We start from the raw sequence: 25317 nt of genomic DNA on the forward strand, positions 1-25317 counted from the left end.
CGCCCCTTACTGCTGCGGCAGGGTTTGGCCAAACGAAGGGTCGATCAGTTGATCGATCACCTGGTCCACATTCACCCCACGGCGCACCAATTCCTCGGACACCAGAATCGGCGCCGCCGCCTTGGAAGACTGCACATCCTTGGCGCTCAACAACGGCGTGCTCAGGTCAGTGCGCGACAATTGCAGCTTGGCCACTTCCAATGGCAGCCCGGATTCGTCGGCCAGCAACTTGGCGAATTCATCCGGGTGCTTCACTGCCCAGTCACGCGCTTTTTCATAAGCGCCCAACACCTTGGTGATGGTCTGTGGGTGCGCCTTGGCGAACTTCTCGGTGACGCTCACCACGCCATAGCTGTTGAAGTCCTTATTGCGGTAAAGCAGGCGCGAACCGGCCTGGATTTGACTGGCGGCCATGTGTGGGTCGAGACCGGCCCAGGCGTCCACGTCACCCTTTTCCAGCGCGGTGCGGCCGTCCGGGTGTTGCAGGTGCACCAACTCGACGTCGTCTTTTTTCAGCCCGGCCTGTTGCAGACTGCGCAGGGTGAACAGGTAAGGGTCGGTGCCTTTGGTGGCGGCGATTTTCTTGCCCTTGAGGTCGTTGACGCTGTTGAGTGGCGAGTCCTTGCGCACCACCAGTGCGGTCCATTCCGCGCGGCTGTAGACATACACCGATTTGATCGGGCTGCCGTTGGCCCGGCTCAGTACGGCGGACAAGCTGGCGGACGACGCGAAATCCACGCCGCCGCTGTTGAGGTATTCCAGGGACCGGTTGCTGCCTTGGCTCAGTACCCAGCTGACCTTGCTGTGGGGCAGGGCCTGTTCCAGCCAGCCGAAGTGCTTGAGCACCAGGCTGACCGGCGAGTAGTAGGCGTAGTCGAGGTTGACTTCGGCGGGGTCGGTTTCGGCCGCGAATACCTGCGGTTGCAGGCATAGGGCGAGGGCGCAGGCGCCGAGTAGACGTTGGGTGAAGGGTTTCATGGAACAGCTCCGGACAAGGCGTTGAGAGAAGGTTTTTCTTATATTCAGAAAACTGATTGGGTGCGCTCAATCATGCTTTACAGGAATATGCAGTCTCTGTGCCATCGGGCAGGAGCCCGGATTTACCGGGTCAGGGGCATGTGCGGTTGTTGCAGGAGGTGGCAAATTGTTGAACCGATGTTTCCTGGGCAACAGTTTTTATATGTTTTTATGGAATAAATAAAGAGTTATATATTCCTTTTAATGTTCTCTCGGATAGCGCACTTTGAGGGCCTGCGCATTCGTGCGGATTGACCCAACAGCCAAAAGGAAACCCGACATGACCATTAAAGCGATCAACGTGCGCAACCAATTCAAGGGCGTGATCAAAGAGATTCTGCTGGGCGAAGTGGTGTCGGAAATCGACGTGCAAACCGCGTCCGGCATCGTGACGTCCGTCATCACCACCCGTTCGGTGCGTGACCTGGAATTGAAAGTGGGCAGCGAAGTGATTGCCTTCGTGAAGTCCACTGAAGTGTCTATCGCCAAGTTGTAAACGCCAGCCCCCGCCTTTGCAGCGGGGGCCATTTTTTGCGCGCTTCAGCGGTTGCGCAAACTGCGCTCCATGCGCTGCAGACCCTCTTCCAGCATCGCCCTCGGGCAACCGAAGTTCAGGCGTACGAACTGCTGGCTGTCATCCCCGAATTCGATACCTGCACTCAACCCAACCTTGGCCTGTTCCAGGAAGAACTGCTGCGGGTCATCCAAGCCCAGGGCGCTGCAGTCGAGCCAAGCGAGGAACGTGCCTTGCGGCGCATGCATCACCACGCCCGGCAAGCGCGTTTGCACGGCGTCGAGCAGGTAATCGCGGTTCGCTTGCAGGTACTGCTTCAATGCATCCAGCCATTGGCCGCACTGGCTGTAGGCCGCGCGGGTGGCTTCCAGGCCCAGGGGGCTGACGCTGTCGACCATGCCACAGCGGGCCTGGTTGAAGCGCTCGCGGATCTCGGCGTTCTGGATCACGGCAAAGCAGGTCTTCAAGCCGGCCACGTTGTAGGCCTTGCTCGCCGACATCAGCGTGATGGTGCGCTGTGCAATCTCCGGGCTGAGGCTCGCGGTGGGGATGTGGCGACGACCGTCGAAGCACAGTTCTGCGTGGATTTCGTCGCTGATGATCAGCGCATCGTTTTCCAGACAGGCAGTGGCCAATGCCAGCAGCTCTTCGCGGGGGAAGACCTTGCCGATGGGGTTGTGCGGGTTGCTCAACAGCAAGGCGCCGGCGCCGGTCAGTGCTTCGCGCATGGCGGGCATTGGGGTGATGTATTCACCGTCGGTCGATTGGAACGGCACTTCGATGCGCGGTAGGTTCCAGTTGCCTGGCGCCAGGCGAATCGGACGATAATTTGGGGTTTGCAGTACCACCGGCTGGTCCGGTTTTACAAAGGCATGCAGCGCCATATTGAAACCGGGTTCGACGCCGGGCAAAAACAGCAACTCTTCGGGCTGCACGCGCCAGGCGTACTTGGCCCACAGGTCGGCCACGATGGCTTCACGCACATCCGGGCCGGCCACGCTGTAGCCGAGAATCTGCTGGTCCAGGCGCTCGTGCAGGGCTTGCAGCACGGCGGGCGGCGCTGCGATGTCCATGTCGGCGATCCACATTGGCAGCACGTCGGCCGAGTAGCGGTTCCACTTGGTGCTGCCGGTGCCGAGGCGAGGGTGGATCGTGTCGAAATCAAAGCTCATGGAGGGGCTCGTGTCAGGGGGGCGGGTGCAAGAATGGCGCTGATTCTAGCGCCATTAATTGAATAATTGTATGGAGGCCGGGCCCAAAGGCCGTGGTTCTCCCAATCAAGTCATATGCCCTGCGCGACGGCCAGGCTGTTGAAAAACGTCTTGCCTGGCCGTGCGCAAATAGACGGGGTTTTATTAGATAGGTTGGGTCAATCCCCTGACACGATCGATATTGAATTTGCTGGCAACCACGTCGGCATCAAAGGCACTGACTTTGTATTTTTTTCCGGTCAGGAACGTACCAAATGCATCGAGGTTTTTGCCGGTGATGCCGTTGCTAAGGGTCTTTTCCAGGCCCTTGGCCATTGATTCTTGTGTGGGGAATATCGCTTTGCCGTAGTTGGGGTCGTAAAAAAACCAGCTCTTCGGGGTGGTGCCGGTGGGGTCGACCTTCACGCCCGCAAGCATTCCATGGTTAGTGCTGCTGATCATCAGCGTCTTTGAGGAAGTGGCTTCGCTCAATTCTTTAATGACCGACTTATAAGAAATCGGGTTACCCACGGCACTGCTATGAAATCCCAGCTCGTTGCCGACGGTGGACTGCAGGCTTGAAAGGTTTCTGATGAATTTGGCTGAGTTTTCAGCTTCCGGGTTTGCCATGGCAAATACCAGGTTGTCGAGCAGCGTGTCTTCATTGCCTTCGAGCAGCGCCAGGCCCATGGCGGTGGAAAGGGCCGCACATTCACCGGCAATGTCAGGGCTGGTCTGGCTCAGGTAATACGTTTGCGGCATGCCTCGGGTGGTGCCACCGGCGGCGGTGACTTCACGCTGGAATATCTGTGCGCTGCGTTGAGTATGGGCCAACAAAAGTCTTTCTCGCTGGCGCACAAGACTGCCGATTTGCTCTGTTGAAAAGTTGGACGTTGCAATAAGGTCCTCGATTTCCTGTACCCCCATGGACGGCTTGTAGCCAGGAACCGTATCGGGGCTCAGGTGTTTGAAACCTTCCGGGAAGCTGGTTGCTTCCGAGTACTTAGCGTTGATGACGTTGGCTTCATATTGTGCCAGCGTATCCGGATCGCGTTGTGGCGAAGCGGGTCGCTCAAAAAAGCCAATGCCACCCTCCGGTGCAAAGCCTTCGATGGGGGTGCCGTAAGCCTTGCCGGAGGCTGCGTCCACGGGGTACCACTTCTCGTCGATGATTTTGGCCAGGGTACGTGCACCACCACCGGCGGCGTCCACCCCCTCGGTTCTTCCGATCCTGACCGCCGTGCTGACACCCAAGCTCTGGACCAGGCCATTGCTTGTCGGTCGCAAGCCGCCAAACGACGGAATGGTGGAATAAAAGGGTTTCGCTGTCTTGCCTGCGCTGCCCAGCAACCCGACCAGATCATCTGTAGAGTGGCTGGCTTTTCTCAGCATGTTAAACAGGGTTTTGCTGGACTTGATGCTGTGGGCGAATGCACGAAGTGGTTGCGAAACAGGTATGGCGGTCGATACGCCGTCGATAATAAAACCGGTGAAGGCTTCTGCTATTTCACCATTGATCGCGTGCTTCAACGTGTTTGCAAACGGTACCAAGCTCAGCACCGCTGCCGCTCCGGTCTTCTGATAGCGCTCTGTTAATTCGACGGCACTTTCGCCACTAGCCTGTTGACGCAGGGTTTCCTCATCGTAGGCCAGGTGTTTGGACGCGGCGGTCCTGGCCAGATCAAAACTTTTTCCTCCGAGGAAGGAGAGGTCGGGTGTCTTGTCGCTGGCGCCACGTTGCCACTTATCCGGCGTTGGTATGTGCTCGATCACCACCTCAGAAAATTCATTCTCGCGAGGGGGAGTCCCACTGTTGTAAGCCTCCCAATCAAACGGTTGCCGGATATTGTTCTCCACGTTACCCACGGCCCTGGTGTTGATACCTTCAGGCCACTCTGCTGGAAGATCGGTACGGATCTGGATTTTCCCTTGCTGTGGGAAGACTTCATAGTAGGTGACTTTTGACTGGCGTTCGGAGCGAATGATGAACCCTTGTCGACCTTTGCTGGCTTCTTTTTCGGCCTTGGGGATGAGGTGGGCATAGTGCGAGGTAACGGCTTTTCTCAACGCATAAAATTTCTGCTCGCCCCATTGCAGGCTGCTTCGATGTTCCTCTGGAAGCTGCGAGAGCAGGTTTCGGACCACCGCGGTGTGGCCCTGCAGCAGGTCTGTGTAGTAGTTGTTGAATGTCTGGGTGAACAGCCACTCAATGCTATGAAGCCGATGGAGTTCCTTCTCGATGGGGGCCATGGAAAAGTCGGAACTGATTGATCGCCACATACCTGCCTGGAGTTTTCCCGACATATGCACGTCCAGCAGGCTGTAGAAATGGTTCTTGTCGGACTCCAGATTGTCCGGCGTGGCTTGCAGCACTTTGCGGGTAAAATCGATTTGATTGCCAAAGACCCGTTTAAGGTCATCCAGGGCAATCTGTTCGCGGTTTGGGAGGGGGGTGGCCAATTGTTGGCCCGCTCGGACCAGAGATGAGGGCTGATGTTGAAAATCCTGGTGTGCCTGCTGTATCTCGGACTCTGAATAGTTGTTATCGGCGCGCTTGTCGAGTCGACCGTTGGTAATCGCCCAGTCCACTAAGGCGTCTCTTAGAGCAATGGTGGCGAAGGTCTTGTCCTGCTCCGTGATCGGTGTCGTCGCGTCATAGTTCATCACTTGTTGATAATTCATAGTGGCGCTTGTGCCAGGCGCGGAGTGCTCGATGCGTGAGACAGCGGCGCTGAATGTGGCCCACTGATGGGTTCCATACAGCAACGAGTCAGGCAGGTCTTTGACTAGAAACTGTGGGGCGATACGGGACAGCATCAAGTAGCTGACTGTGCGGACGTTATCGGCCTTCAGATGTTGGTGGGTGCGCAGCAGGTAGAGGTCCAGTGCTTCGACGATGGCTTCTGGTGACTTGCGTAAATGATCAGGCGCATCAAGGGCAAAATCATTGCCGATCAAGTTGCGTGTGGTGGGGAGCTGAGGCATCACGGATAACACCAGTGCGCTAAGGACCAGTTCAGCGGCACTTGTCACTGTGGGCAAGACGCCGAGTTCGGCCTCCAGCTTTTTGCCTAGCTCAATGGCTTTGGGCTCCAACAGCAGTCGATACAACGCGTAGCGTGGCTCAGCGGTGATTTTCTTTGAGCACGACCGACTAGTGCCCATTACCCAGGCGGGATAAGTCTGGGCGTATAGGGGGGACTCGGTGCATGTTTCGGTTTGGGTGTAGGGCCCGAAGGTTTTCGTGGTTTGGGTGGTACTCCCAATCCTGGTTTGAACACCGGTCATTTTGGATAACGAGTCAAGCGTGTGTGCATCTGTCGTCGCAAGCCCCACCAGGTTCTCGATGAGTCCGCCCTTGGTTTTGTCCAGCCAGCCCTCGACAATCTCATTGATTCGTTGACGCTGCTCCAGTGTCAGGGGCACCTCGCGCGACAACATTCCCCAATAGTCCCGGTGAGCGGGTTGTGGAGGGGGCGCGTAGGTGATTGCGTCGTAGAGATTCTGCAGCGCTTCTTTGTTTGTTGGGGCTATCCAGCCTTGGTGTTTGATAAACCAGTTCAAGCTGACGTGCGCCGGGTTGATGAGTTTAAGTTCGCGACCCAGCGAAGAGTCTGGCGAGACTGCAAAGCGGGTCAGGCCAAGATCCGGCATATCAGTTGAGGCGCTGTTCAGGGTTTTGCCCAAGGCATCCAGCAATGATTTTCGGTCGTCCAGGTTGGCGTGTTCCTCCGATTTTTCCTGCCTTAGGGGGCTCTGATTTTCAGGGCGTGCTTGCTGCAAACGCTGAATAGGCTGCACAGCTTGCGAATGCAGCAAAGGTGCTTGGGCGCGGGAGGTGTGATCGACGACGGCGGAAGTAGATGGCATGAAAACTGATCTCTCGGATAAGAAGTAGGGAGGCTTCTGACAGGCGAAGTCTTCCCTGTGTGGTCCGAGAGTTCGGGTTGTTCCTACGGTTTAAAATGCATTTTATTTCACTGGTTTTAACGATATTGGCCGCGTGATCCATGTCAGGGCAGCCAGCCCGAAATCACTGTCGATCTATTTCAACACCGCTTTAGCGTTTTGCGTGCCCAGCGTTGCGCCTTTCTGCTAGCCATTACGCGACCGTGTTATCAACGATTCACCCGTTTCGCCGGCAAGGCGATGACCAGGAAACTGCTGAGAATCAGGCAGCCGGCAAAGAACCACAAGGCGCCCGCGCTGCTGCCGGTGACGTCGATCGCCACCCCCATCAACGAGTTACTCACCAGACCTGCGATATTCGCCAACGAGCACGCCAGGGCAAAACCTGTGGCTGCCGCAGTGCCTTTGAGAAAGGTCGCCGGCAGGCTGAAGAACACCGGCACTGCGCCGATGATTGCGGCCGAGGCAACCGCGAACAGGGCGACGGTGGCCGCGACGTTATGGGTGAAGAACGTGCTGGCGGCCATCGCCGCTGCGCCGATGAAAAACGGCACGATGATGTGCCAACGGCGTTCGCGGTGTTTGTCGGAGCTGGCGCCGATCAAGAGCATGCCCAGCAGCGCGGCCACGCTCGGCAGTGCGGTGAGCACGCCGATATGGAAGGTGTCGGTGACCCCGGCGTTGCGAATAAAGGTCGGCATCCAGAAACCCATGGCATAGGCGCTGAGCAGGATCGAGAAGTCGATACCGCCGAGCATCCACACTTTGAGGTTGAAGAAGCCGTCACGGAAGCTGTGCTTGCTGCCGGCGCCATCGGCGTCGTCCTTGCGCAGTTCGCTTTCCAGCAGGGCTTTTTCTTCATCCGACAGCCATTTGGCTTGTTGGTAGGTGTTGGGCAGTGCCCAGAAGGTCAGTACGCCGAGCAACACGCTGGGCACCGCTTCGATCAGGAACAGCCACTGCCAGCCGCGCAGGCCACCCACGTGGTCGAAGTGGCCCATGATCCAGCCGGACAGCGGGCCGCCGATCACGCTGGACAGCGGCAGGCCGATCATGAACAGCGCAATGATGCGCCCGCGTCGATGGGTGGGAAACCAGGTGGTCAGGTAGTACAGCACGCCCGGCAGGAACCCGGCTTCGGCGGCGCCGAGCAAAAAACGCAGGATGTAGAACTGGGTCGTTGACGTAACCAGCATGGTGCAGGCCGAGAGCAGGCCCCAGGTGATCATGATGCGTGCGATCCAGATCTTCGCGCCGACCCGCTCCAGCACCAGGTTGCTCGGCACTTCAAAGATGATGTAGCCGACAAAGAACAGGCCAGCGCCGAGGCCGAACGCGGTTTCGCTGAAGTGCAGTTGGTCGAGCATCTGCAGCTTGGCGAAGCCGATGTTGATTCGGTCCAGGTACGCGGCCAGATAACAGAAGCACAGGAAGGGAATCAGCTTCCAAGTGATCTTGTGGTAAAGCGTGTTGACCGGGTCGGCGACTGTGTTCGCGGGCACTGGATTCGCACTGGGCATTGGGTGTCTCCTGGCGGTGACTTATGGTTTTTATACAGTCGGCAGTTGTTGTAGGCGCGAGCTGCGCGCTGGCGTACTGCTTGGTAATCACCGCTTCATGCGCCAGAGGCAACACCTCGGCGCAGAACGCTGCCAATGGGTTGCCTTCGACCATGTCTTTCATCACCGAGGCCTTCTTGACCTAGATCCCGCCCTCGACGAAGTGGCCGGGATGGTAGCGGATATTGGTGTGCACCACCGCAACTCTGCGAGCCAACCCCGGCACTCACTGATTAAACGCGGTTAAAAAAGTGTGGGAGGGGGGCTTGTCCCACGATTGCAGTGGGTCAGCTGAAGATTGGCTTTTTTCGGTCCGTTCTATGACCGACAAGTTCTGTAATAAAAACGCCATTGCGCTGGGGATTAAATTGCCGACGAGCTATTTTGGTGCATCTCAACAACCCGAGTAGCCATGGATGAAATACCAACCCTTCAGCCGTACCTTGATTGCCACTGCCCTGGTGTTGACGGTCAGTGGTGTACAAGCTGCTTCCCAAGCTCCGGTGGCCGGTGAAAATGGCATGGTGGTGACGGCTCAGCATTTGGCAACTCATGTGGGCGTGGATGTGCTCAAGGCCGGGGGCAACGCGGTGGATGCGGCCGTGGCCGTAGGCTATGCGCTGGCGGTGGTGTACCCGGCGGCGGGCAACCTGGGCGGCGGCGGTTTCATGACTGTGCAACTGGCGGACGGGCGCAAGACCTTCCTCGACTTCCGCGAAAAAGCCCCGCTGGCGGCTACTGCCAATATGTACCTGGACAAGGACGGCAACGTCATCGAAGGCCTCAGCGCCAAGGGTCACCTGGCTGTCGGCGTGCCGGGGACCGTGTCGGGTATGGAACTGGCCTTGAGCAAGTACGGCACCCTCAAGCGCGCCCAGGTGATTGCCCCGGCGATCAAGCTGGCAGAAAACGGTTTCGCCCTGGAACAAGGCGACATCGACCTGCTGCACACCGCAACCGGCGAGTTCGAAAAAGACAAGGACCTGCGCGCCATCTTCCTGCACAACGGCCAGCCGATGCAGGTCGGACAGAAACTGGTGCAGAAAGACCTGGCCAAGACCCTGAAGGAAATCTCCGCCAAAGGTTCGGACGGTTTCTATAAAGGTTGGGTCGCCAAGGCCCTGGTAGATTCCAGCCAGGCAGGCAAAGGCATCATCACCCAGGCCGACCTCGACAAGTACAAGACCCGCGAACTGGCGCCCATCGAGTGCGACTACCGGGGTTACCACGTCGTTTCCGCGCCGCCGCCGAGCTCGGGCGGTGTAGTGATCTGCCAGATCATGAACATCCTCGAAGGCTACCCGATGGCCGACCTGGGCTATCACTCGGCCCAAGGCCTGCACTACCAGATCGAAGCCATGCGCCACGCCTATGTGGACCGCAACAGCTACCTCGGCGACCCGGATTTCGTGAAGAACCCGATCGAGCATCTGCTGGATAAAAACTACGCCGCCAAGCTGCGTGATGCTATCGAGCCGCAAAAGGCCGGTGATTCCCAGGCGATCAAACCGGGTGTCTCGCCCCATGAAGGCAATAACACCACCCACTACTCCATCGTCGACAAATGGGGCAATGCGGTGTCCGTCACTTACACCCTCAACGACTGGTTCGGCGCGGGCGTGATGGCGAGCAAGACCGGGGTGATTCTCAACGATGAAATGGACGACTTCACCGTCAAGGTCGGCGTGCCGAACATGTACGGGCTGGTGCAGGGTGAAGCCAACGCCATCGCCCCGGGCAAGGCGCCGTTGTCGTCAATGAGCCCAACCATCGTGACCAAGGATGGCAAGGCCGTCATGGTGGTGGGCACGCCGGGTGGCAGCCGCATCATCACCGCGACCCTGCTGACCATTTTGAACGTGATCGACTACAAGATGAACATCCAGGAAGCCGTGGATGCGCCGCGTTTCCACCAGCAGTGGATGCCGGAAACCACCAACCTTGAGACCTTTGCGGTCAGCCCGGATACCCAGAAGCTTCTGGAAAGCTGGGGCCATAAGTTTGCAGGGCCGCAGGATGCCAACCACTTGGCGGCGATCCTGGTAGGCGCGCCTTCCCTGGGTGGCAAGCCGGTGGGTAACAATCGCTTCTACGGGGCTAACGACCCGCGTCGTAATACTGGGCTTTCCCTGGGCTACTAAACGCCTCGGTTCCCAATAAAAAACACCGCGGTCTGCCAGGCAGATCGCGGTGTTTGTTTTTGGGCGGCTTCGCCACCCGGTTCGGGCGACGCGACGATTCGACAAGCTCGCTCACTGCAACAGCTGTTTTACCGCAGCAAACGCGGCTTTGCAGCGTTCCTCCCAATTCCCGCGAATCACCACCACCGGCTGTTGATGCTGATGCATCCAGTCCAGGCTTTGCTGGAAAAACGCGCGACGATCCTCCAGCTCCGGCTGGCAGCGTTGGCCATCGGCCGTCCACTCCACATCTTCGGGGGAGAGCAACAGGTGCAGGTCGTAATGACGTGCCAACAACTCATCGTCGAGCCACGCCGGGTAGTCGCCGAACAGGGTCTGGCTCCACAGCTTGTTGGTGAGCAGATGGGTGTCGAGAACCAGTAGGCGAGGTTGTTCGGCGCGGGCCGCGTCTTCCCAGGCCAGTTGGCCGTGGGCGATGGCCGGGATATCCGCCAGGCAGGTATCGCGCTGATGATGATCAATGAAATAGCGCACATACTCGCCGACCATCAACCCACCAAAGTGCGCGTGCAACTGCGCTGCGAGCCAGCTTTTGCCGCTGGATTCAGGCCCCGCCAAAACCACTACTTTCATGTGCGCAACGCCGGATCGGCGCGCCATTCACGCCAGCCCTGCACGGCGATCACGGTGAACAAGGCATAGAGCCCGGCGGTGAGGTACAGGCCTTTATAGAGGAACAGCCCGACGAAGATCACATCCACGGCAATCCACAACGGCCAGCATTGCACGCGTTTCTGCGCCATCCACATTTGCGCCACCAGGCTGAAGCCGGTGAGGGCCGCGTCGAGCCAGGGTTGCGCAGCATCGGTCCAGTGGGCCATGGCGGCACCGAGCAGCAGGCTGCCCACCGCGCCGATCGCGAGGCTGGTCATGATTGCCGGCACCCCCAGGCTCGTGACCTGGCGGCCTTGCTTGACCTCGCCCGCGCGGGTCCACTGCCACCAGCCATAGACTTGCAGCGCGGCGTAGACCACCTGCAGCAGCATGTCGGAATAGAGTTTCACGTCGTAGAACACCCAGGTGTACAGCAGCACCATCACCAGCCCGATGGGCCAGCACCATGGGTTTTGCTTGACCGTCAGCCAGACAGCGATCACCCCCAGGGCAGCGGCGAACAATTCAAGCCCGGACATGGCGGTTCCTTGGGGGAGTGGGAGAGGGCGGGGATTGTAACCACAGGCCAGCAATCTTCAAAACACAGTAGGGCAAATGTAGGAGGGGGCTTGCCCCCGATAGCGAAAGGTCAGTTGCACCTGTGCAGACTGATATATCGCCATCGGGGGCAAGCCCCCCTACATTTGGAGCAGTGTTAGACCTTGAACTGGCGCAAGAGGCCGTCGAGCTGCTCGCTCAACCCGCGCAAATGCGCGCTGGCCACACTGGACTGTTCCGCTGCCAGTGCCGTGCTGTGGGACAAGCCCGCCGCCTGGGTGACGTTCTGGTTGATGTCTTCCACCACATGGGCCTGTTGCAGGGTGGCACTGGCGATGGACGCGTTCAGGCCGTTGAGGTTGTGCAAGGCCTGCCCAATCGCAGTGAGGCTGGCACCGGCCTGACCTGCCTGCTCAATGGTCAGTTGGGAGGCGCTGTGGCTGTCGCTGATCACCTTGACCGCCGCTTCCGAGTGTCCTTGCAGGCGCTCGATCATCACCTGGATTTCGGCGGTGGACTTTTGCGTGCGTTGGGCGAGCAGGCGCACTTCGTCGGCCACCACCGCAAACCCTCGGCCTTGCTCCCCGGCGCGAGCCGCTTCGATGGCAGCGTTCAGCGCCAGCAGGTTGGTTTGGTCGGCGATGGAGCGGATCACTTCCAGCACGCCACCGATCTGGGTGCTTTCGCTGGACAGCGTGCGGATCACTTCCACCGCCTGGCTGATGGTGCTGGAGAGTTGGTCGATCTGTTGCAGGCTGCTGTCGATATTGACCTGGCCTTGGTGCGCCTGGGCCTGGGCATCGCGCATTTCGCTGGCGGCATGTTCCGCGTTCTTGGCCACGTCCTGCACGCCGTAGGTGACTTCGTTGATGGCAGTGGCCACCAGTTCCATCTGCTGCGACTGCTGCTGGCTGCGGTCATGGGCCGAGCTGGCGTTGTTGCCCAGGTCGGTAGAGGACTGACCCAAGGCGTTCGCGCACACCTGCAACTGGCTTACCACCTGACGCAGCTTGGCGGTGAAACTGTTGAAGTGCTGGGACAGTTGGGTGATTTCGTCACGGCCGTGGGTGTCGAGGCTGCGGGTCAAGTCGCTTTCACCGCTGGCGATATTGCCCATGGCATTCACCGCCGCCTGCAACGGGCGCACGATGCTGCGCACAATCAGCGACACCAGCAGGCCCATCACCAGCGCAATGCCCAGGCCGATCATGGAGGCTTTCCACACTTGGCCGCTGAACTCGGCCTGCACGTCGTCCACATAGACGCCGGAGCCGATAATCCAGCCCCAGGGTTCGAACAGCTGGATATAGGAAGTCTTGGCCACGGGGGCCTGTGCGCCGGGCTTGGGCCAGCGATAGTTGACGATCCCGGCGCCCTTGGCTTTTGCCAGGCTGACGAACTCGTTGAACACAGCAAACCCATCGGGATCGCGGATAGCCGAAAGGTTCTGGCCATCGAGCTTGGGGTTGGCCGGGTGCATGATCATCACGGGCGTGAGGTCGTTGATCCAGAAATAGTCGTCATGGTCGTAACGCAACCCCCGCACCGCGCTCAGGGCTTGTTTCTGGGCGGCGTCACGGGTCATCACACCGGTGGTTTCCAGGCCGTGATAGAACGTCAAGATCCCGCTGGCGGTCTGGACCACGTGTTGGGTCTGTTGGCGTTTGGCTTGGTAAAGGTCGTCATGGATCTGCTTGAGCATCAGCAAACCCAGGGCCAGCAGCATCAGCAGGGCGACTATCAGGATCAGCCATAGGCGTCGGCTGATCGACATATTGCGCAAACTGTTCATCGTCCTGTCACTCCGGGCTTTTTATAATTGTGGGCGTCGCATCGACTTTTACGCCTTGTCTGATAGGCTTTCGGCCCGTAATCGAAAAACCTGAGTACTGCCTGATTTTCACAGAATTTTTGCAGACTGGTGTTGATCATCATCAACACTGGGCCTTCAGCGCGCTCGTCGTCAGTGAACCATTAAAAAAGACTAACAAGGCGTGCCATAGCGCATGACCTTTGGGGGAAGCATGGATTTTTGGACCGCCATTCAGGCATTGATTCTCGGCGTAGTGGAGGGGTTGACGGAGTTCCTGCCGATCTCCAGTACCGGCCACCAGATCATCGTTGCCGACTTGCTCGATTTCGGCGGTGAACGTGCGATGGCCTTCAACATCATTATTCAGCTCGGCGCCATTTTGGCGGTGGTCTGGGAGTTTCGGCGCAAGATTCTCGACGTTGTCACCGGCTTGCCAACCCAGCGCAATGCGCAGCGTTTCACGATCAACCTGCTGATTGCGTTCCTGCCGGCCGTGGTCCTTGGGGTGATTTTCGCCGACTTGATTCACCACTACCTGTTCAACCCGATCACTGTCGCCACAGCGCTGGTGGTGGGCGGCGTCATCATGCTGTGGGCCGAGCGCCGCGAGCATGAAGTGCATGCCGAGACCGTCGACGACATCACCTGGAAAGATGCACTCAAGGTAGGCTTTGCCCAGTGCCTGGCGATGATCCCGGGCACTTCGCGCTCCGGCTCGACCATCATCGGCGGCCTGCTGTTCGGCCTGTCGCGCAAGACTGCTACCGAGTTCTCGTTCTTCCTCGCCATGCCGACCATGGTCGGTGCTGCGGTGTACTCGGGCTACAAGTACCGCGACCTGTTCCAGCCAGCGGACCTGCCGGTCTTTGCTATTGGGTTTATCACCTCGTTCATCTTCGCGATGATCGCGGTCAAGGGCCTGCTCAAGTTCATCGCCAGCCATAGCTACGCGGCGTTTGCCTGGTACCGCATCGGGTTTGGCCTACTGATCCTGGCGACTTGGCAGTTCGGTTGGATCGACTGGGCGGCGGCAACGGCATGATCATCCAGCACCCGCGCTTGAAGGCGGCGATCTTTGTGCTGCTGTGCGCCGCGCCGCTGTTGGGGTCGGTGCTGGTGTGGCAGCGCGGCGAAACCGTGATCCCGCTGGTGGCCTATGGCGTGGTCAGCGTGATCGCGTTTTTCCTGTACTGGAGTGATAAACGCAAAGCGCGCACCGACAGCTGGCGCACACCGGAAAACATCCTGCACGCCGTTGAGTTGGCCGGCGGTTGGCCCGGGGCGTTGATTGCTCAGCAGGTGTTCCGGCACAAGACGCGCAAGGTGTCTTTCCAGGTGCTGTTCTGGGTGATTGTGCTGTTGCACCAAGTGTTCTGGTTGGACCAGTTGTTCCTTGGCGGCACGTTACTGTCAGTCCTCTAGCAACAAACCAATCTGCGTGCGCTTGGGTAGCTTGCTCACCACCAGTTGGTGGGAGCGCTGCAACAAGCCACGCAGTTCCTCGGCGCCCAGCGGGTAGGGCGTGTTCATGATGATCCACTGCGCACGCGCCAGGTATGGCGCGGGGTGGATACCGGGGCGGTCCACGTGGCCGAGAAACAGTTCCTTGTCGACCTTGAACGCCAACGAGTCGCCGCGCAGGTTTTGCAGGGCGAACATCTTGTTGCCGGCAATCGAGAACACTCGCACGCCGCCCCATTTGTAGTCCTCCCGCGCGCCGGGCAGGCTCAGGCAAAAGGTGGCGACTTGCGCTTCGGTCATCTTCATAGCAGGCGGTCTCCGCAGCTTTTAAAGCCTTCTTCCAGGTAATCGATCCAGGCACGAATTGCCGGCAGCACACCGCGCCGGTGTGGGTAGACGGCCTGCAACCAACCGCCGGGCAGTGACCATTCCGGCAGCAGTTGCACCAAGTGGCCGTTGGCCAATTCTTCCTCGCAGTACATCATTGGCAGCACGGTAAAGCCCAGGCCCATGATGGCGCTGGCCTTGCGCACGTTGAAGTCATCAACGCCCAGGCGTGCTTCCATGATCAGGTCGTGGGGGTTGCCCTGGGGATCGAGGATGCGCTGGTGCACCATCCGGTCCGCCTCCAATGCACCGAGTATCGGCAGCTGCTTGAGGTCATCAAGGGTGCTGATAGATCGGCCATGCATGAAGTTCGGGCTGGCAACCAGGACGGTCTGGGCCGGGCGCAGGCGCTTGGTGACCAGCAGCGGGTCTTCATCGCCTTGCTCACGCACTCGCAGCGCCACATCGATGCCTTCGGCCACGAGGTCGACTCGGCGGTTGACCAACGTCATTTCCAACTGCACCTGAGGATGTGCTGCCAGAAACCCGGCGACCACGTCCGGCATCATGTTCTGTGCCAGCCCCACCGGGCACGTCACCCGCAGACGTCCACGGGGTTCGCTGGACATGCTGGCCACGGCCTCATCGGCCATCTCGGCTTCCAGCAGCATCGCTTGGCAGTGGCGCAGGTAGCGTTCGCCGACGGCGGTGAGGGTCAACTGGCGCGTGGTGCGTTGTAGCAGGCGTGCGCCCAGGCGCTCTTCGAGCTCGGCAATGCGCCGCGACAACCGTGACTTGGGGATGCCCAGCAGCCGACCGGCGGCTGCGAAACCGCCGGCTTCGACGACTTTGGCAAAATAATAGAGGTCGTTGAGGTCTTGCATGGTGAGCCTATTGTCCTGTCAGTGGGACAAACTATCGCATTACAGGCGGCTTATCGACTATTCGTTTCATGCGTAGCATCACCGCCATCTGATCGCCATAGTCGATCCCACCTCGGAGATCCATCATGAAACTGTTGCATATCGATTCCAGCATCCTCGGCGACAACTCGGCTTCCCGTCAGCTCAGCGCTGGTGTGGTTAAAGCCTGGCAAGCGGCTGAGCCGAGTGTGGAAGTGACTTACCGCGACCTGGCCAGCGACGCCATCAACCACTTCTCCGGCGCCACCCTGGGTGCGTTGGGCACGGCCGCTGAACTGCGCGACGCTGCGCAAAAACACGAAGCTGAACTGAGCGCTTCGTCCCTGGCTGAATTCCTCGCTGCCGACGCCATTGTGGTCGGTGCGCCGATGTACAACTTCACTATCCCGACCCAACTGAAAGCCTGGATCGACCGTATCGCGGTCGCTGGTCAGACTTTCCGTTACACCGAAGCCGGTCCGGAAGGCCTGTGCGGCAACAAGAAAGTCATCATCGTTTCCACTGCCGGCGGCCTGCATGCCGGTCAAGCGTCGGGCGCTGCCCATGAAGGCTACCTGAAACTGCTGTTCGGCTTCCTCGGCATCACCAACATCGAAATCGTGCGGGCCGAAGGCCTGGCCTATGGTGATGAAGTGCGCAGCAAGTCCCTGAGCGACGCTAACGTACTGATCAACGAACAATTGTTCGCTGCCGCGTAAGGCTTTAGTAAATATCGCCTCCTCTCGGTTTCAATCTGAAGCCGAGTGTCTAAACTCTGTATTCTGATCGCCTGAACGCGACCGGAGTACGGAGTTTTTTCGTTTTCCCGCTGTCTTCTTTGATGTGGCCCAGCTTGTGCAAGCATGGGGTCAATGCCCTGGACTTTTCATTCGACATGTCGGTTCTCACGCAGCAAAGGTGGACATCCCCATGATGCGTCTTTGTGCTGTTATGGTTCTTTCCCTGCTGGGCGGCCTGATTTCAGTGCACGCCGCGCCTGCGCCGCACCCCCATTGGAGCGTCGGCTTTCATCGCATGACGTTTCTCGATCCGCTCGACTTGCAACCAATGAAAGCCGTGGCGTTCTATCCGTCAACCGGCCTTGAGCACACCACGCAGTTGGGCGCCTATCACGTCGCCGCCACCGAAGATTCCAAGATCGCCATCGGCCGTTTCCCGATGCTGATGCTGTCCCATGGCAACACCGGCACGCCGCTGGCCCTGCACGACCTGGCCACGTCCCTGGCGCGCAAAGGCTTTGTGGTGGTGGCGGTGCTGCATCCTGGCGACAACTACAAGGACCATAGCCGTCTGGGCACGCTGAGCAACCTGTACGGGCGGCCGATCCAGATATCCGAAGCGATCACCGCCACCCTGGCGGATCCGATGCTGTCTCCGTTCGTCAACATCAACCAGGTGGGGGTGATCGGCTATTCCGCCGGTGGCGAAACCGCGTTGATCCTGGCTGGCGCCAAGCCGGATTTCGATCGCCTGCGCCGCTATTGCCAGGAACGCCCGGAAGACCGCGACGCCTGCACCACCAAAGGCGAGTTGGTGGTGGACCGTGACGACTTACAGCCCCAATCCGACCCGCGCATCCACGCCTTGATGCTAATGGCGCCGTTGAGCCTGATGTTCGGCCGTCACACGTTGGCCGACGTGCATGTGCCGGTGCTGCTCTACAGCGGCGACGGCGACAAGCTGGTGGCCGTGGACAAGAACGCCGCGGCACTCGCGCGCAAATTGCCTGAGCCGCCGAATTTCAAGCTACTGGCCGGGGCAGGGCACTTCGTGTTCATGGCGCCGTGCGACAGTGACCAACTGGCCGCCATGCCGGCGATCTGCACTGACGCCGATGGCGTCGACCGCGAAGGCATTCACCGCGATCTGATTTCCGAAGCCGGGCGCTTTTTCACTCGTACCCTTGGCACGTCCACCCGTGCGGGTTTGCAGACGGCTGATCAGTAAGCGCGGCGCTTGAGCAGTAAAGTCACGCCCAGCGCCGTGACCGACAGCAACGCCGCGCAGAAGAAGATCCAGCCGTACCCCAGGTTCAGCGCCACAAAACCCATCAACGGCCCGGCAATCGCCAGGGCCAAGTCAAAAAACACCGCATACGCACTCAATCCCGCGCCACGGCTGCTGTTGGGCACTTGCTTGATGGCTTCCACGCCCAGCGCCGGGTACACCAGCGACAGACCAAAGCCCGTCAGTCCTGCGCCGATCAACGCCACACCGGTGGAGGGCGCCAGCCACAACAAGGTGAGGCCGAGGGTCTCGATAAGCATGCAGGCGATGGCGGCGCTGAACCCGCCAAAACGACTGATCGCCGAGATAAATACCAGGCGCGACAGGATAAAGCACACGCCAAATACCGTGAGGCAGTACGCCGCGCCTTGCCAGCCACGATTGAGGTAGTAGAGGGTGATAAAGGTAGTGAGCGTGCCGTAGCCAATCGACGACAGGCACAAGCTGACCCCAAACGGCGCGATACGCCCGAACACCGCCCAGAATGGCAAGCGCTCGCCGCGCACCACCGGCACCGACGGTTTGTTGCGGATCAGCATCAGGCCCAGCGCTGCGAGTACGGTCAGGGCGATCCCCAGGCTGTTGTAGCCATACTCGGCCACCATCACCACCCCCAGCGGCGCACCGATGGCGATGGCACCGTAGGACGCAATGCCGTTCCAGGAAATCGACCGCGCCGTATGCTCGGCGCCGACCTGGCCCATGCACCAACTGATGGTGCCCACGCCGATCAGACCTTGGGCCACGCCCAACAGCAGCCGGGCGACGATCAGAATGCCCAGGCTTACGTTGGGCGTACTTTCCAGCAACGTCGCGAAGAACGTCAGCACACCGCTCACGAGAATGCCCGCCAACCCCAGCACAATCGCTCGTTTGGTGCCAACGCTGTCCGACATCCGCCCGGCCATGGGGCGGCTAAGCAGGGTCGCCAGGTACTGCGAACCGATAGTGATCCCGGCCACCACCGCGCTGAACCCCAATTGTTCGTGCACGTAGCCTGGGATTACCGCAATCGGCAGGCCGATGCAGATGAAGGCAATGAAGGTATAGAAGACGATCGAGACGATCTGCAGGGTGACCGACAGGGAGGAGGGGGTGGCGGTAGACATGGGCACTCGTTCGCGGGCGGGCGGTGAGGGCATCATGGCAAGGGCCCGGGGTAAAAGGAAGCAGCCTAACTACTTGGTCTGACGAACAGGCCCGCTCGCCACAACATGCAAAAAGCCCCGTCACAGTGGACGGGGCTCTTGGGTGCAGCGGGCGTTATTTAGAACACGACGCCTTGGCTACGCAGGTAGTCGTCATAGGTGCCGCTGAAGTCGATCACGCCGTCAGCGCTCAACTCGATGATGCGGGTGGCCAGGGACGATACGAACTCACGGTCGTGGCTGACGAAGATCAGCGTGCCCGGGTAGTTTTCCAGCGCCAGGTTCAGCGCTTCGATGGATTCCATGTCCAAGTGGTTGGTCGGTTCGTCCATGATCAGCACGTTCGGCTTTTGCAGGATCAACTTGCCGAACAGCATGCGACCTTGCTCACCACCGGAGATTACCTTGACCGACTTGAGGATCTCGTCGTTGGAGAACAGCATGCGGCCCAAAGTGCCGCGAATCATCTGCTCGCCCTGAGTCCACTGACCCATCCAGTCGAACAACGTCACGTCGTCTTCGAAGTCGTGAGCGTGATCCTGGGCGTAGTAGCCCAATTCTGCAGCGTCGGTCCACTTGATGGAGCCTGCGTCCGGGGTCAACTCGTTGACCAGGGTGCGCAGCAGGGTGGTCTTGCCGATACCGTTCGGACCGATGATCGCAACACGCTCTCCCGCTTCAACCTGGAAGCTGAAATCCTTGAACAGCGGCTTGCCGTCGAAACCCTTGGCCATTTTTTCGACCATTACAGCCTGGCGGTGAAGTTTCTTGTTCTGATCGAAACGGATGAACGGGCTCACCCGGCTCGAAGGCTTGACCTCAGCGAGTTGGATCTTGTCGATCGCCTTGGCGCGGGAAGTCGCTTGCTTGGCTTTGGAGGCGTTGGCCGAGAAGCGGCTGACGAAGGATTGCAGCTCAGAGATCTGCGCCTTCTTCTTGGCGTTGTCCGACAGCAGCTGCTCGCGGGACTGGGTCGCCACGGTCATGTACTCGTCGTAGTTGCCCGGGAACAGGCGCAACTCGCCGTAGTCCAGGTCAGCCATGTGGGTGCACACGCTGTTCAGGAAGTGACGGTCGTGAGAGATGATGATCATCAGGCTGTTACGCTGGGTCAGGATGTTTTCCAGCCAGCGGATGGTGTTGATGTCCAAGTGGTTGGTCGGTTCGTCGAGCAACAGCACTTCAGGATCGGAGAACAGCGCCTGGGCCAGCAATACACGCAGTTTCCAGCCAGGGGACACTTCGCTCATCGGGCCGAAGTGTTGTTCCAGAGGAATGCCCAGGCCCAGCAGCAGCTCGCCGGCACGGGATTCGGCGGTGTAGCCGTCCATCTCGGCGAACTCGGTTTCCAGCTCGGCCACGGCCATGCCGTCGTCTTCGCTCATTTCCGGCAGCGAGTAGATACGGTCGCGCTCGGCCTTGACCTTCCACAGCTCCTCGTGGCCCATGATCACGGTGTCGAGCACGGTGAATTCTTCGTAGGCGAACTGGTCCTGGCGCAATTTACCCAGGCGAACGTTAGGCTCCAGCATGACCTGGCCGCCCGACGGATCGAGGTCGCCGCCGAGGATTTTCATGAAGGTCGACTTGCCGCAACCGTTGGCACCGATCAAACCATACCGGTTGCCGGCGCCGAACTTGACCGAGACGTTCTCAAAGAGCGGCTTGGCGCCGAACTGCATGGTGATGTTAGCTGTGGAGATCAATTACTTTACCTATCAATAGCTTAGGGTGCGCTTATTTGAACTGGGACCAATTTGGGACCAATCTGGAGCTTTTGCATTTCGCTCCAGTCCGAGCTTGAGTTGATCCAACGCGCATAAGTCGAGAGCAGCATCTGCACACTATGGCCGAGCTGCTGGGAGATGAAGGCGGGGTTCATGCCAGACATAATGCATATTGTCGCATAGGTGTGACGACAGTTGTATGGCGGCCGACGACGGATATTCAGAGCCTTCAGGGTCGGAATCCACTGCTTGTGCAGGTCAGATGTCTGTTTCACGTACTCCGAGTTCTTTGACGGCGGGAAAATGAAAGGCGTTTCCAGCACCCTCCCTTTACCTTTTTTCCGACGCTCTGCGTATTCCCTCGCGAATTTCAGCGCATGCATGGCGCGTTCATTCAGCAAAACAAAGCGGTCTCCACCTGTTTTTGTACGCTCTACCACTTCCCCCAGGGCGATCCCACGACATACGTGGGCCGTCCTTTTCTCTTCGTCTACCGCATCCCAGCGCATTGCCAGGGCCTCGGAAAGGCGCATTCCTGTAAAGAACACAAACTCAAAAAATGCCGCATAAATCGTGCTGGGCCAATGATCGTGCTCGTACATCTTGGCGATGATCAGGTTTGCCTCCTCCAAAGTGAACGGGTCAATTTCCTTCTTGCTGCGCTTGGGTAACTCCAGGATCGCCGCGGGGTTCTTCGGGATAAGCTCTTCGGACATTGCTGAGTTCAGGATGGTCGACAGCTTTGAGATCGCGTTGCGTTTTACCCCGGGGGACTTCCATTCGCTGGCTGCCATTACCCGGCGGAGCAGCGTAGTGGTGATCAGGTCGATTCGCACCAGGGCCAGGCCGGGCATCCAGTACCGGTTCAGTGCACCCTTGTAGTTCGCCTTCGTTCCACCGACCACCTCACGACTGTCTAGCCAGAGCTGGGCATACTCGCCGAAGTTGATCTTCCCCCCAGCGACGTTGCTGGAACTGGGGAAAAGCTCGGCGTACTTATCGTCGTCGAGCAGCCCCAGCTTAATCAGGCCTTTTACTTGATCAACAACCTGTGAGGCAGACTTGATTCCTTTCTGTGTCGGGGGATAGGGGAGCGTTTCACTGCGCCGGCTGCCGTTCCACATAAAGCGGATGCGGATCGATCCGTGGTGGAGGTCCATTCCTGCGGGCAAACCCATTGGCTTTCGAGCCATTCGTAGTATCTCCTGATGCTGTACATGACGCGGCTGCCTTGCTTGTTCCAGACGCCGAGGGGGATTTGATTGCGGGCGCGCTTTGAGCGCAGGGCGGCGAGGGTGGTACCGAGTAGCTCGGCCATCTGCGCCTCGGGCACCTTGTCGCCCGTGATCCCGTCGTTGAGTTGTTCCGCTGCTGACATTGGATGCTCCGCGCCGCGCTGGGCGGCAAAAGGTGGGTTAGGGTTTGGCGATCTTGTTCCAGCCGCCCTGGCGATGGGTTTCGTGGTAGGTGTCGACACCACGGTGTTGCCCGTGGCTAATGCGGCAGAGCTTGCAGATCCGCGAGTGACCAAAATCGCCGTACTTCACCGCTTCGAACCTGGTCCAGCGATGGCCGAATGGTTTGCAGATCACGGCCCTGGCCGTCATCACGAAGAAATTCCAGAGCTTCGGGTGCTTGGAGTGCAGAGTGTTGTGGACGTGGTTCAGTCGCATTCCCATACGCCAGCGCAGTGGCTGGTTCTTGTCGCCTTTGCGAAGCGGTTCAGTGATGAGTTTTCCGATTTGTTTGAACACAGGAATACCTCGCCCGCCGCTCACCGGCAGGCACTTGTGATTTAATGAAATGAATTCTTAAGGGTGACGCGAAATGGATAAGGCGTTTAGAAACCCGCTGTTTTTGACTGGGCTCCCATTGGCAGTCTGCGGGCTCGCGATAACTGCGCCTGCCCTCTGGATAACCGGCTTGGTATTGATGGCGTGTGGATGGGCGAAGGGCAATAAACAGCCTTGATGCTCACGGGCAGGCATGTAGGGGGATTGGGGTTAGGCTTGCTGGGTGCGGAGATAGCGCCGGCACTGACATTGCGGATCGTCGCAATGCAACTCACCAACCCATTCAGGGAAATGGTCGCCCTCGAAGCGCTCAATGCAGGAGTGGCTTAGGCCGGTGCGCTTCACGTCTTTTACGAAGCGCTGCAGGTCTTTCGCGTTTCCGTCGCGATCAGGTTCGTCCCACCGACTCATCACTAGAAGACCGCAATTCGTCTTGCCATGGTCCATGAAGCCCATGCTTTTCGGTGCATCGTTCATGGCCTCGGCCCCTTGTAGATGAAGACGTAGGTGAACCAGAGGGTGGCGATCATGGCGTCACCTTGATATCGACTTCGTCGAGAATCCACTCGATATCAAGCAGATCCTCGTCGTCGATCTGGCCTTCCCGCAGATCATTGCTGGACAGTAGTTGCTCGACCTCGTCGTCATCAATGTCCTCAATGACCTTTCGGAAGTTCACGACTGCCTTGCCGGTGAGTACGACTGTTCTTTTCATGGGCAACACTCGTCCTTGCCGCTATAGCGGCTGACTTTGAAGGGGGAGGGGTTACAGCGGTGTTTTACTGGTGTATTAGATGTCTTATATCGCAGTGAAAGGACGCTCAGCTTGATCAGATACTTTTCTTTTTTACTTCTCTTCCCGGTCGGCTCGGCTTCAGCATACGACCCTGAGCGAGCATCGAATAACCTCGCGCACGAATTTGCAGAGTGCGCAGCTTATTACTCGATATCCTCGCAGATAATTTCACGTACCAAGCCTGAAGTAGCGAAGCAAATCGACGAAGCAGCTGATCGTGCTTACGTGGGGGCCCGGACGCTGACGAGTAAGAAAGTGACCGAAGCAAGAGTCGATATGGCGATCAAATCAATGACCAAAGAGCTGGACAATGACATCGCCAACTTTTCGATTCTTCTAAACAAGTACTCCGACTCCTGTGGTGAAGCAATCACTGAACCAGAGGCGCGAATGAATTACTGGTTAAATAAGCAGGACTGATCATCCTGCTATCTCCCTCGTTACCAGATCATGGGCATTCACAACCGTCATGCCGAGGCGTTCGGCGATCAGGACTTCCAGTCTTGCACCCTTTGAATGCTACCAGCCGGGCAGGGTGGCCACGGTGTCGCAGTCCATCAAGGCGGCAATGTCGCGGCGCATGCAGTCGTTCCAACTGCCGCCGTCGGGGTTGAGTTCGGCGGGGTTGGTGACGGTGTGGCCGTCGGCGCGCAGGATGGTGGTCATGGCGTGGAAGGCGGCGAAGTTGAGGTCGGGCAGGCCGGTCATGGGCCCGCTGAGGTAGATGCGCTTCATGCGGCCTCCGCGACTGGCTGGCGAAACACCGCAAGGGCGCCGGCCTGCTCGCGCACTGCCTTCATGCCTTCCTCGTCGTAACCCCAGATGTTGCTGTCGTCGAACCGCTCAGGCCCGAGGTAACCAGGGTGCATTGGCTCCCCTGTGCGGATGTAATCCCGGACCCCCTCAACGAGCGACCGAAGCGTGCCGCCATGGCTGAAGCCTCGCCACCGGCCGCCCCAGGTTGTTTTGTGCGTGAAGATCCGTCGCGCGCTGTAGTCGTCGATGAACCAGACCTTGCCGCGCTGATCCACTTCCATGCTGGCGTAGCGATCAGCGACTTGGTTGAAGAAAAACCGCCGGCCGTGCGCTCCGATGATCCGGATCGCCTGGTTGACCTGCTCAGCTCGCTGCTGCTTGAGTGTGAGTTTGTTTTCTGTGGGCATGGGGATACCATTACGATAAATTCGCTGGTCGCTGAAAAAGGAAATCAACGTGCTGCAGAAGTCATTGGGAGACCTCGTGCTTGAGTTTCGGAATGCGATTCAATCTCTAGCTGATGAGGGATTCTGGTTTGGCATTTGCATTGACGGGCGCTTTCCAAATGGGGCATGCGACGACTCCTCAATGCTTCTGGCGGCCTACTTGTCCGACAATGGCTTCCCAGGAGCCCTTCGGGTTTCGGGGGGCTATGGCGGTCATGATCGTGAGTGGTGGTCTCATATTTGGCTGAACCTGGATGGTAAAATCATTGACATTACTGGTAGCCAATTCAAAGGTTACGACCAGCCAGAAATCTTAATCGCGGAAGCCGATGAATTTCTCGACACATTCACCATTGATGAGAAACCGCACCTGGCGGACTACAGGCTTCAGCAACCGTCGCTGAGCAATCGAAGCTATTTCACAGACTCTTATAAGGCTATTTGTGATCGCATCGCCACTCGGTAGTGGTTAGTCCCGCAGAAGAAGTTCAAAAACGATCTCATCGTCTTGACTTTTGAGACCCAAGCTATACTGGGTATTGAAGTGAATAGGTAATGCTTCGAACATTATTAATAAC

25 protein-coding genes and 1 pseudogene are annotated in these 25317 nt (G+C 58.6%); 8 read left to right on the forward strand and 18 right to left on the reverse strand.

Annotated elements, in window-relative coordinates:
• Window positions 1-6: 6 nt before the first annotated feature.
• A complete protein-coding gene (locus LRO94_RS13030) occupies window positions 7-978 on the reverse strand; it encodes an aliphatic sulfonate ABC transporter substrate-binding protein (RefSeq protein WP_095184988.1) in 972 nt (323 codons plus the stop codon).
• Window positions 979-1297: 319 nt separating this feature from the next.
• Between LRO94_RS13030 and LRO94_RS13035 the strand changes: the two genes are divergently transcribed.
• A complete protein-coding gene (locus LRO94_RS13035; RefSeq protein ID WP_003173733.1) occupies window positions 1298-1513 on the forward strand; it encodes a TOBE domain-containing protein in 216 nt (71 codons plus the stop codon).
• Between the two features lie 44 nt (window positions 1514-1557).
• Here LRO94_RS13035 and LRO94_RS13040 read toward each other — a convergent pair whose 3' ends face one another.
• The 4 genes and pseudogenes from LRO94_RS13040 to LRO94_RS13055 form a co-directional block, all read right to left on the reverse strand.
• On the reverse strand, window positions 1558-2703 hold the full coding sequence (locus tag LRO94_RS13040) for a MalY/PatB family protein (RefSeq protein ID WP_179179119.1): 1146 nt from the start codon (window positions 2701-2703) through the stop codon (window positions 1558-1560).
• A 183-nt stretch (window positions 2704-2886) separates the two neighbouring features.
• Window positions 2887-6591, reverse strand: coding sequence for a hypothetical protein (locus LRO94_RS13045; RefSeq protein ID WP_233897035.1), 3705 nt, complete (start codon window positions 6589-6591; stop codon window positions 2887-2889).
• A 248-nt stretch (window positions 6592-6839) separates the two neighbouring features.
• Window positions 6840-8150 (reverse strand): MFS transporter, encoded by a 1311-nt coding sequence (locus LRO94_RS13050; protein WP_099602837.1) that lies wholly within the window; start codon window positions 8148-8150, stop codon window positions 6840-6842.
• A gap of 22 nt (window positions 8151-8172) precedes the next feature.
• Window positions 8173-8388, reverse strand: a pseudogene (locus LRO94_RS13055) (isochorismatase); the annotation flags it as partial.
• Window positions 8389-8605: 217 nt separating this feature from the next.
• On the opposite strand from LRO94_RS13055, the gene ggt reads away from it, so the two are divergent.
• Window positions 8606-10330 carry a gamma-glutamyltransferase gene (ggt, locus tag LRO94_RS13060; protein ID WP_032891134.1) on the forward strand — a complete coding sequence of 575 codons (1725 nt, stop codon included), beginning with the start codon at window positions 8606-8608 and terminating at the stop codon, window positions 10328-10330.
• A gap of 111 nt (window positions 10331-10441) precedes the next feature.
• On the opposite strand, the gene LRO94_RS13065 is transcribed toward ggt, so the two are convergent.
• From LRO94_RS13065 to LRO94_RS13075, 3 genes are all read right to left on the reverse strand, one after another.
• Window positions 10442-10963: an AAA family ATPase gene (locus LRO94_RS13065; RefSeq protein ID WP_032891135.1), complete on the reverse strand. Its 522-nt coding sequence runs from the start codon at window positions 10961-10963 to the stop codon at window positions 10442-10444.
• Window positions 10960-11523, reverse strand: coding sequence for a nicotinamide riboside transporter PnuC (gene pnuC / locus LRO94_RS13070; RefSeq protein ID WP_032891136.1), 564 nt, complete (start codon window positions 11521-11523; stop codon window positions 10960-10962). The genes LRO94_RS13065 and pnuC overlap by 4 nt, the downstream gene beginning before the upstream one ends.
• 176 nt (window positions 11524-11699) lie before the next feature.
• The gene (locus LRO94_RS13075) at window positions 11700-13334 is read right to left on the reverse strand and encodes a methyl-accepting chemotaxis protein (protein WP_122754009.1); all 1635 of its coding nucleotides are present in this window, start codon (window positions 13332-13334) and stop codon (window positions 11700-11702) included.
• A 232-nt stretch (window positions 13335-13566) separates the two neighbouring features.
• Here LRO94_RS13075 and LRO94_RS13080 point away from each other — a divergent pair, with 232 nt between their 5' ends.
• Both LRO94_RS13080 and LRO94_RS13085 read left to right on the forward strand, forming a co-directional pair.
• The gene (locus tag LRO94_RS13080) at window positions 13567-14397 is read left to right on the forward strand and encodes an undecaprenyl-diphosphate phosphatase (protein ID WP_032891138.1); all 831 of its coding nucleotides are present in this window, start codon (window positions 13567-13569) and stop codon (window positions 14395-14397) included.
• Window positions 14394-14777 (forward strand): DUF1294 domain-containing protein, encoded by a 384-nt coding sequence (locus LRO94_RS13085; protein WP_032891498.1) that lies wholly within the window; start codon window positions 14394-14396, stop codon window positions 14775-14777. The genes LRO94_RS13080 and LRO94_RS13085 overlap by 4 nt, the downstream gene beginning before the upstream one ends.
• Here the strand turns inward: LRO94_RS13085 and LRO94_RS13090 are convergent.
• On the reverse strand, window positions 14766-15122 hold the full coding sequence (locus tag LRO94_RS13090) for an MmcQ/YjbR family DNA-binding protein (protein WP_012723994.1): 357 nt from the start codon (window positions 15120-15122) through the stop codon (window positions 14766-14768). The genes LRO94_RS13085 and LRO94_RS13090 overlap by 12 nt on opposite strands.
• Window positions 15119-16027 carry a LysR substrate-binding domain-containing protein gene (locus tag LRO94_RS13095; protein ID WP_122754008.1) on the reverse strand — a complete coding sequence of 303 codons (909 nt, stop codon included), beginning with the start codon at window positions 16025-16027 and terminating at the stop codon, window positions 15119-15121. Before LRO94_RS13095 ends, LRO94_RS13090 begins: the two co-directional genes overlap by 4 nt.
• Window positions 16028-16152: 125 nt before the next feature.
• Between LRO94_RS13095 and LRO94_RS13100 the strand changes: the two genes are divergently transcribed.
• Together LRO94_RS13100 and LRO94_RS13105 are read left to right on the forward strand one after the other, a co-directional pair.
• Window positions 16153-16764: an FMN-dependent NADH-azoreductase gene (locus LRO94_RS13100; RefSeq protein WP_032891140.1), complete on the forward strand. Its 612-nt coding sequence runs from the start codon at window positions 16153-16155 to the stop codon at window positions 16762-16764.
• 211 nt (window positions 16765-16975) lie between these two features.
• The gene (locus LRO94_RS13105; protein ID WP_032891141.1) at window positions 16976-18013 is read left to right on the forward strand and encodes an alpha/beta hydrolase family protein; all 1038 of its coding nucleotides are present in this window, start codon (window positions 16976-16978) and stop codon (window positions 18011-18013) included.
• On the opposite strand, the gene LRO94_RS13110 is transcribed toward LRO94_RS13105, so the two are convergent.
• The 6 genes from LRO94_RS13110 to LRO94_RS13135 all read right to left on the reverse strand — a co-directional run bounded on the left by LRO94_RS13110 (window position 18007) and on the right by LRO94_RS13135 (window position 23456).
• Window positions 18007-19182 carry an MFS transporter gene (locus LRO94_RS13110; RefSeq protein ID WP_095184981.1) on the reverse strand — a complete coding sequence of 392 codons (1176 nt, stop codon included), beginning with the start codon at window positions 19180-19182 and terminating at the stop codon, window positions 18007-18009. The two genes, LRO94_RS13105 and LRO94_RS13110, sit on opposite strands and share 7 nt — an antisense overlap.
• 158 nt (window positions 19183-19340) lie before the next feature.
• Window positions 19341-20927 (reverse strand): ABC-F family ATPase, encoded by a 1587-nt coding sequence (locus LRO94_RS13115; RefSeq protein WP_081797888.1) that lies wholly within the window; start codon window positions 20925-20927, stop codon window positions 19341-19343.
• A 20-nt stretch (window positions 20928-20947) separates the two neighbouring features.
• Entirely contained in the window at window positions 20948-22141 is a 1194-nt protein-coding gene (locus tag LRO94_RS13120; RefSeq protein WP_099602841.1) for a tyrosine-type recombinase/integrase, read from the reverse strand.
• Window positions 22142-22363: 222 nt separating this feature from the next.
• A complete protein-coding gene (locus LRO94_RS13125; protein WP_179179116.1) occupies window positions 22364-22621 on the reverse strand; it encodes a hypothetical protein in 258 nt (85 codons plus the stop codon).
• A gap of 330 nt (window positions 22622-22951) precedes the next feature.
• The gene (locus tag LRO94_RS13130) at window positions 22952-23218 is read right to left on the reverse strand and encodes a hypothetical protein (RefSeq protein ID WP_179179115.1); all 267 of its coding nucleotides are present in this window, start codon (window positions 23216-23218) and stop codon (window positions 22952-22954) included.
• A 49-nt stretch (window positions 23219-23267) separates the two neighbouring features.
• Window positions 23268-23456: a hypothetical protein gene (locus tag LRO94_RS13135; protein WP_179179114.1), complete on the reverse strand. Its 189-nt coding sequence runs from the start codon at window positions 23454-23456 to the stop codon at window positions 23268-23270.
• Between the two features lie 111 nt (window positions 23457-23567).
• Here LRO94_RS13135 and LRO94_RS13140 point away from each other — a divergent pair, with 111 nt between their 5' ends.
• Window positions 23568-23957: a hypothetical protein gene (locus LRO94_RS13140; RefSeq protein ID WP_179179113.1), complete on the forward strand. Its 390-nt coding sequence runs from the start codon at window positions 23568-23570 to the stop codon at window positions 23955-23957.
• Window positions 23958-24056: 99 nt separating this feature from the next.
• Here LRO94_RS13140 and LRO94_RS13145 read toward each other — a convergent pair whose 3' ends face one another.
• A complete protein-coding gene (locus LRO94_RS13145) occupies window positions 24057-24272 on the reverse strand; it encodes a DUF4406 domain-containing protein (RefSeq protein ID WP_233897036.1) in 216 nt (71 codons plus the stop codon).
• A complete protein-coding gene (locus tag LRO94_RS13150) occupies window positions 24269-24700 on the reverse strand; it encodes a hypothetical protein (RefSeq protein WP_179179112.1) in 432 nt (143 codons plus the stop codon). Before LRO94_RS13150 ends, LRO94_RS13145 begins: the two co-directional genes overlap by 4 nt.
• A gap of 49 nt (window positions 24701-24749) precedes the next feature.
• Here LRO94_RS13150 and LRO94_RS13155 point away from each other — a divergent pair, with 49 nt between their 5' ends.
• A complete protein-coding gene (locus LRO94_RS13155) occupies window positions 24750-25205 on the forward strand; it encodes a hypothetical protein (RefSeq protein ID WP_179179111.1) in 456 nt (151 codons plus the stop codon).
• Window positions 25206-25317 lie beyond the last annotated feature (112 nt).

It is taken from the genome of Pseudomonas sivasensis (assembly GCF_021391435.1).
GTDB classification, from domain to species: Bacteria; Pseudomonadota; Gammaproteobacteria; order Pseudomonadales; family Pseudomonadaceae; genus Aquipseudomonas; species Aquipseudomonas sivasensis.